The organism is Thioalkalivibrio sp. ALE22 (assembly GCF_000381445.1).
Taxonomy (GTDB): domain Bacteria; phylum Pseudomonadota; class Gammaproteobacteria; order Ectothiorhodospirales; family Ectothiorhodospiraceae; genus Thioalkalivibrio.
The window spans coordinates 21207-27675 of sequence record NZ_KB906516.1; the positions used below are offsets into that span (position 1 = coordinate 21207).

A 6469-nucleotide genomic window follows, 5' to 3' on the forward strand; every position below is an offset into this window, starting at 1 on the left:
CCCTAGCCCCGCCAGCCGACAATGCGCACCCGCTGACCCTCGCGCATGTCGATCGGATTGGTCGCCAGCACGATCTCGCCTTCCTCCAGACCCTCGGTAATCTCGGTCCAGGGGCCCCGGGTCACACCGGTCTCGACCGTGCGCCGTTCCAGCTGTTCATCCACCACCACGTACACATAGCGCGCGTCATCGTCCTCGCCGATCGCCGCGGCCGGCACCGCCAGGGCGTTCGGGCGCTCATCAACGGTCATGCGGATGCGTGCGAGGTTACCCGGACGCACGCCGTTGTCGGCGGCCTCGGCCGGCAGCGCGATCTCCACCGTCACCTGCTGGGAATCCGGCGAGGCGGCCGGGAAGATGCGACGAATCTCGGCGACGTAGTCAGCATCCGGAAAGGCATCCAGCCGAATGGGCACGTCCTGGCCCACGACCAGGTCGCGCACATCCAGCTCGGACACCCCGGGTCGCAGCACCAGCGTAGTAATATCGACCAGCTCCAGCAGCGCATCGCGCGCAGCGACGGCCTCTCCAGGCTCCACCATCCGCTCGGTAATCACGCCGTCGCGGCTGGCAGCGAGCGCCCCGTAATCGACCCGCGCCTGCCACAGGGCCTGCTCGCTCTCGGCCGAACGCAGCGCGGCGCGGGCCCGTTCGTAGCTGGCGCGGCTGGCAATCCCCTCGTCCCGCAACTCGGCGCTGCGGGCGTACTCCAGCCGCGCCTCCTCGGCGTGCGCCACGGCACGCGCCAGCTCCGCGCGCTCCTCGGCCACGTCCAGCTCGACCAGGATATCGCCCTGCCCGACGCGGTCGCCTTCCTCGACATGGACCGCCTTGACCACGCCATCCGTACGAGCCGCCAGGCGCACCCGCGCCCGCGGCTCGACCCGCGCGGAAAGTCGCAGTTCGCGCGAGAGGTCCCGCGGCTGCATCTCCACCGCCGCGATCGGGGTCGCCGCCTCGCCAGCGGGCTCGTCAGCCGCTTCGGAAGACTCGCCCCCACAGCCGGCCAGTCCCACGGCCAGGATCATGAGCAGGGACAGGCGGCCGCCCCCCCGCGACATGCAGGTGGCGGGCAGCGGGCGCTTCAGGGGCGGTCGGTCCGACCGCCGCCAACACAAGAGGGTCTCGAATCGCATGCGCCGGGTCGCTCGCGGGGAGTGGACGAAAGCACAGAGTAGCCGTTATACAACCCTCGACGCAGGAACGAGCCTCCGCGTTCCGTCAGGCCGTCAGATCGATCTGCTGCACGCTGCCGCTGCGGCCATCCTCGGCCACCCAGACGCCGGTCGACTGCACCTGGCCCAGCAGGCTGTTGTCACCGCCATGGCGCAGGTCAAAGGGGGTAGTGACATGTCCGAGGTAGATCGCCCCCACCCCCACCTCGCCCAGGGCCAGCAACTGATCGCGGCCCTGGGCGTCGCGGGTCCAGACGCGCAGGCGGTCATAGACCGGGTCCGCCGCATCGATCCAGCCATTGCCGTCGTGATCGAAGCGGCGCAGTTCGGCGAAGCCGTCCCCGGTCAGCGGCCCGAACAGCTCGGAGCCATCATCGACCTGCCCGCTGCCCGATCGGTCGAGGGCCAGAAAACCGCTTCCGGGCTGCAGGAAGGCCACCTGCTGCGGTGAGCCATCGGCGTCCAGGTCGAATTCGAAACGGGTCTCGGTCAATGCCGCCGCCGGGGCATCGAAATTGATCACCAGCGGGTCATGCAGTTCGCCATCGACACCGCCCTGAATACGGGTGTGCTCGACGAACTCGCGACTCATGGTCAGGGCAATGTCGATCTCGATGGTCTTGCCGTCGGCCGTCTGCACCCGCCCCTGGGCCTGGAAGGCCGTGCGCTCGATCTCCACCCGGGTCTGCTCCACCGACCAGGCCACGGCAAGGCCGCCCGGCGCACGCGGGGCGCCCGGGGGCCGGGCTGCGGGCGGTTCGAGGAATGCCGGCGGGTTCGCATCCGCGTTCGCGTCGGGCCGGAGGTCCGCCGGGTCCACGACGCGGATCTCGCGCCCGGTAAAACGTTCCAGGATCAGCCGGAGCAGTTCGGTGCGCAGCTGGTCCACAGACGTCAGCTCACTGTCCGCCGGGGCCACGCCCACGAAGGGCGCGCGCAGGGCCGCAACGGAGGCCGGGGCCGGCCGTTCGCCCCGGTCCGGGCTCACAAGTCCAGGCAGCCCGGCGCCCTGGCGGGGCTCCGCCGGGGGCGCGGCCCCGCCCCCTTCGCGCACCGTCAGGCGCACCTCGCGCCGGGTAGCCTCCAGCGCCAGGCGCTGGCTCGAGAACTGCATGGAATAATCGGCAATATGCATGGATGTTCCTCAACGGGACGGATTCCCGAGAGGGTTAACGGCCGCACAGCGGCAATCCTTAACCGCCACCGGCAAGCCTTTGCCGCAGGCGGACGCGACACGGCCAAACATGCGACGATCGGGCGATGAACTCGACACCGCAATTCCCGCTGCGAGGCCTGTTCCGCCGCCTGCTGGGACCGTTCGCCGGACTGGAACCAGAGGCGGTCCCCCTCGACAACGACGAGTGGGAGGCCATGCGCCAGCGGGTGCCGTTCATCGCCCGCCTCACACCGGAGGAACGCGCCCGGCTGCGCGAACTGATCGGGCAGATCCTCGCGCAGAAGGAATTCATCGGGATCGCCGCGGAACCCGAGCCGTGGCAGTGCCAGGTGATCGCGGCCTACGCGGCACTCCCGATCCTGGAGCTGGGCCTGGCGCCGTACCGGGACTGGCGCACGCTGATCCTCTATCCGGATACCTTCGTGCCGGAACACGAGTGGGTAGACGAGGCGGGCATCGTGCATCAGGGCGCGATGCCCCAGTCCGGCGAGGCCTGGGAGCGCGGGCCGGTGATCCTGTCGTGGAATGACGTCGAACGCGACGGCGCCGTGGTCGTCCACGAGATGACCCATGTGCTGGACGCCGGCAACGGCGAGGTCAACGGCTTCCCCCCGCTCCCCCGCGGACAGTCCACACGCGCCTGGACCGAGGATTTCTCCCGCGCCTTCGACCGCTTCGTGGAGACTGTCGAGGCGGTGGAGGCCGGCACGGTCGACGAGTCGGCTCTGCCGCTGGACCCGTACGCGGCCACGGCCCCGGAGGAGTTCCTGGCGGTCGCGGTGGAGTCCTTCTTCTTCGAACCCGCGCGGCTGCGCGAGCGGCTGCCCGCCATCTATGATCACCTGGTGGCATACTTCGGTCAGGAGCCGCATCGACGCGGCGACTGGATCGCCTCCAGCACGCAAACCGCCCCGGAGCACGCACCATGACCTCGAGCCCCCTTCGTTTCCTGCCCCCGACCCTGTCGGGGCTTCTCCTGCTGTTGCTTGCCCCCCTGGCCCTCGCCGTGGACGATCTGGACAGCCACTACGTGACCCTGGAACCCGTGGTCGTGAACATGGAGGCCGCCGATCGCGGACGCTACCTGCAGGCCTCCATCCAGCTGGAGGGCCACAATCTGGAAGATGCCCGGGCCATCCGCGAACACATCCCCGCCGTGCGCGACCGCCTGATCCACATCCTCGGCGGCCGCAGCCCCGACAGCCTGACCGGCAGCGGCGCCCGCGAGGATCTGCGCAACCAGGCCACGGACGAGCTGAACGAATTGCTCGAAGAGATCACCGGCTCCCCGCGGATCGCCGCACTGTATTTCTCGGATTTCATCCGCCAGTAGTAGCCCCGGAAGGTCCGGACGGATACCCCGAACGAAAAGACCCCGGCAGTCGGGACCGCCGGGGTCGGCAAGCGGGACGCCGCATCCGGAGTCCCGGGCCCCGTTGGGGGCCCAAGCCATTCAGAAAACGCCGATCAGTGGGGCCGGTGCAGCAGCGGCATCTCGCCGCGCTCCATCATGTGACGGATCAGCGTAGCCCGGCCCGGCTCCTCCTGCTCCAGTTCCTCGGCGCACTGCGAGGGCTCGTGCGCGGCCTCGGCCAGCATCACCTCCAGTTCGCGCAGATCCACCTTCGGCTCCTGCAGGTCTTCCGGCTTCGGGTTCTCCAGCATGTGGGTCTCCCAGAACATGCGCGGGTGCCAGCAATGCAGCTTTGCATCCGGGTGGTGAAAGAGCTCGACACAGCGACGATTCAGTTCCTGTGCATTCATGGGGTCACTCCTCGTTCCGGTGCATTCCCCTCCTGTATAGACCTCGCAATACCCGATCTCAAGGGTTGGTCTTTGAATCGCTTCTCACTCCGTCGGCTCGGCCTGTGCCGCCTCCAGGGCCTCCAGCGCCTCCATCCACTCGCCCTCCAGCGACTCCAGCCGGGCGCGCAGCTCCCCCTGCTCGCGGGTCAGCTGCGCCAGGCGATCCGCCGCCTCTCCCTCGTAAAGGGCAGGATCGGCCATCTCCGCCTCCAGGGCCTCCAGGCGCTCCTGCACCCGGGTGCATTCCTGCTCGGCGCGGTCCGCGCGCTGCTTCAGCGGCTTGAGCGCCGCCCGTGCCTGTGCGGCCTGCTGGCGCCGCTCCTTCTGCGACGGGGCCGGGGCGCTGCGGGCTGCCGATTCACCGGTGCCGGGTTCGCTCGCGGCAAAGGCCTCGCGCTCGCGCGCCTGCAGTTCCCGGGCGTAGTCATCCAGGTCCCCGTCGAAATCTCTCAGATGGCCGTCCTCGACGCGCCAGAAACGGTCGCACACCCGCGCCAGCAATTCGCGATCATGCGCCACGACCACTAGCCCGCCGGCATAGTTCTCCAGCGCCTCGGCCAGTGCCTCGCGCATATCCAGATCCAGGTGGTTGGTGGGCTCGTCCAGCAACAGCAGGGAAGGCGCCTGCCAGATCAGCAGCGCCAGCACCAGGCGTACGCGCTCCCCGCCCGAGCACTGGCCAACCGGGGCATCCGCCTTCTCCCCGGGAAAGCCCATGCCACCGAGAAAGTTGCGCAGCCGCTGTTCCTCGGCGCGCGGATCCTGGCGTTGCAGATGCACGAGGGGCGAGGCGCCCAGATCCAGCTGCTCGCTCTGGTGCTGGGCGAAATAGCCCACCTTCAGGCTCGGCTCGACCCGGCGCTCGCCGGCGGTGGGCGCCAGCTCGCCGGCCAGCAGGGTCAGAAGCGTCGATTTCCCGGCACCATTGGGCCCCAGAACACCGATCCGGTCCTCCGGCCGCAGACGTAAACTCGTCGCATGCAGGCGGGTGCGGTCCCCGGAGCGCACCTCGGCATGATCCAGCGCCAGGAGCGGGTCCGGCAGACGCTCGGGGGTCGGGATCTCCAGGTGGATCGGCCGTGCGGCCCGAATCACGGCGACCTCGTCGAGCTGCTCCAGGCGTTTCAGGCGGCTCTGGGCCTGGCGCGCCTTGCTCGCCTTGGCCCGGAAGCGGCGCACGAAATCCTCCAGATGGGCGCGCTCGGCCGCGACCTTCGCGGCCGCCGCCTCGCTCTGGGCGATCGCCTCCGCGCGCTTGGCCTCGGCATGGGTATAGCTGCCCGCATAGAGCGCGATGCCCCCGCGCTCGATGTGCGCGATATGGGTACAGACGGAATCCAGAAACCGCCGGTCATGCGCGATCACGATGACCGTTCCCGGGTAGCGCGCCAGCCAGTCCTCCAGCCACAGGATGGTCTCGACATCGAGGTGGTTGGTGGGCTCGTCCAGCAACAACAGATCGGAGCGCGTCATCAGCGTGCGCGCCAGCCCCAGGCGCATGCGCCAGCCGCCGGAGAAGTCGCTCATCGGCCGGTCGGCATCGGCCGGCGCAAAGCCCAGCCCCGCGAGCAGCCGCCGCGCCCGGGCGTCCGCCGTCCAGCCGTCGATCGCATCCAGGGCCGCATACAGGCGCGCCTGTTCGGCGCCGTCGGCGACCTGCTCCAGGCGCGCCTGCAGGTCGCGCAACTCGGCGTCGCCATCCAGCACGTAGTCCGCGGCTGAACGCGCGCTCCCCGGGACCTCCTGCGGCAGGTGCGCCACTACCCAGTCGGCGGGCCGGTCGATCTCGCCGGCATCCAGGCTCAGCTCACCCTGCAGCGCAGCCAGCAGACTGGATTTGCCAGAGCCGTTGGCACCGGTCAGGCCCACCCGCCAGCCGGCGTGTACGGTCAGACTGGCATGCTGCAGGAGGACCTGTCGGCCACGGCGCAGCTCGATATCTTGAAGTCGAATCATGTCGCGCAGTGTAGGGCAAGCGAAGGGCGCGCTCATGTAGTCCGGTCATGGCCCGGGACTCGGCGGCCGACACTAGAGAAGCCTGTCGGATTTGGGACTGATCTCCCACAACGCTCGCGACGATCGGTTGTGTGCGTCAAGTTGTGCAGAAGTGAGTCAGCCATGTTCGGTTGGTCGGTATGGCTCAGGCGGCCTCGGCCTGCCTCAGCAGGATTTTCTTGTGCTCTTTGAGCAGATCCATGTTCAGGTAGCGGTTGTCCTCCAGCCAGCCTTCGTGGATTTCGACGGCCAGGGCCCGTACCAGGCGTAGACAGCTGTGGGTGTTGGGGAAGATCCGGACCACCCGGGTCCGGCG

General features: G+C 69.1%; 7 protein-coding genes. 2 read left to right on the top strand and 5 right to left on the bottom strand.

Translation table 11 applies throughout. The features are described 5' to 3' along the window. Nucleotides 1-2: 2 nt before the first annotated feature. Nucleotides 3-1061 carry an efflux RND transporter periplasmic adaptor subunit gene (locus tag F793_RS0113110; protein WP_018882862.1) on the bottom strand — a complete coding sequence of 353 codons (1059 nt, stop codon included), beginning with the start codon at nucleotides 1059-1061 and terminating at the stop codon, nucleotides 3-5. Between the two features lie 160 nt (nucleotides 1062-1221). Further along, nucleotides 1222-2310, bottom strand: coding sequence for a hypothetical protein (locus F793_RS0113115; protein WP_018882863.1), 1089 nt, complete (start codon nucleotides 2308-2310; stop codon nucleotides 1222-1224). Nucleotides 2311-2435: 125 nt separating this feature from the next. Between F793_RS0113115 and F793_RS0113120 the strand changes: the two genes are divergently transcribed. Both F793_RS0113120 and fliL read left to right on the top strand, forming a co-directional pair. After that, a complete protein-coding gene (locus F793_RS0113120) occupies nucleotides 2436-3281 on the top strand; it encodes a zinc-dependent peptidase (RefSeq protein ID WP_018878470.1) in 846 nt (281 codons plus the stop codon). Continuing rightward, on the top strand, nucleotides 3278-3685 hold the full coding sequence (gene fliL / locus F793_RS0113125) for a flagellar basal body-associated protein FliL (RefSeq protein WP_018876905.1): 408 nt from the start codon (nucleotides 3278-3280) through the stop codon (nucleotides 3683-3685). Before F793_RS0113120 ends, fliL begins: the two co-directional genes overlap by 4 nt. Nucleotides 3686-3819: 134 nt before the next feature. On the opposite strand, the gene F793_RS0113130 is transcribed toward fliL, so the two are convergent. From F793_RS0113130 to F793_RS14055, 3 genes are all read right to left on the bottom strand, one after another. Beyond that, the gene (locus F793_RS0113130) at nucleotides 3820-4116 is read right to left on the bottom strand and encodes a hypothetical protein (protein ID WP_018866736.1); all 297 of its coding nucleotides are present in this window, start codon (nucleotides 4114-4116) and stop codon (nucleotides 3820-3822) included. A gap of 84 nt (nucleotides 4117-4200) precedes the next feature. Further along, nucleotides 4201-6114 carry a ribosomal protection-like ABC-F family protein gene (gene abc-f, locus F793_RS0113135; protein ID WP_018882864.1) on the bottom strand — a complete coding sequence of 638 codons (1914 nt, stop codon included), beginning with the start codon at nucleotides 6112-6114 and terminating at the stop codon, nucleotides 4201-4203. A 184-nt stretch (nucleotides 6115-6298) separates the two neighbouring features. Then, the coding region (locus F793_RS14055) for a transposase (RefSeq protein ID WP_196799902.1) at nucleotides 6299-6469 on the bottom strand (171 nt) is incomplete at its 5' end.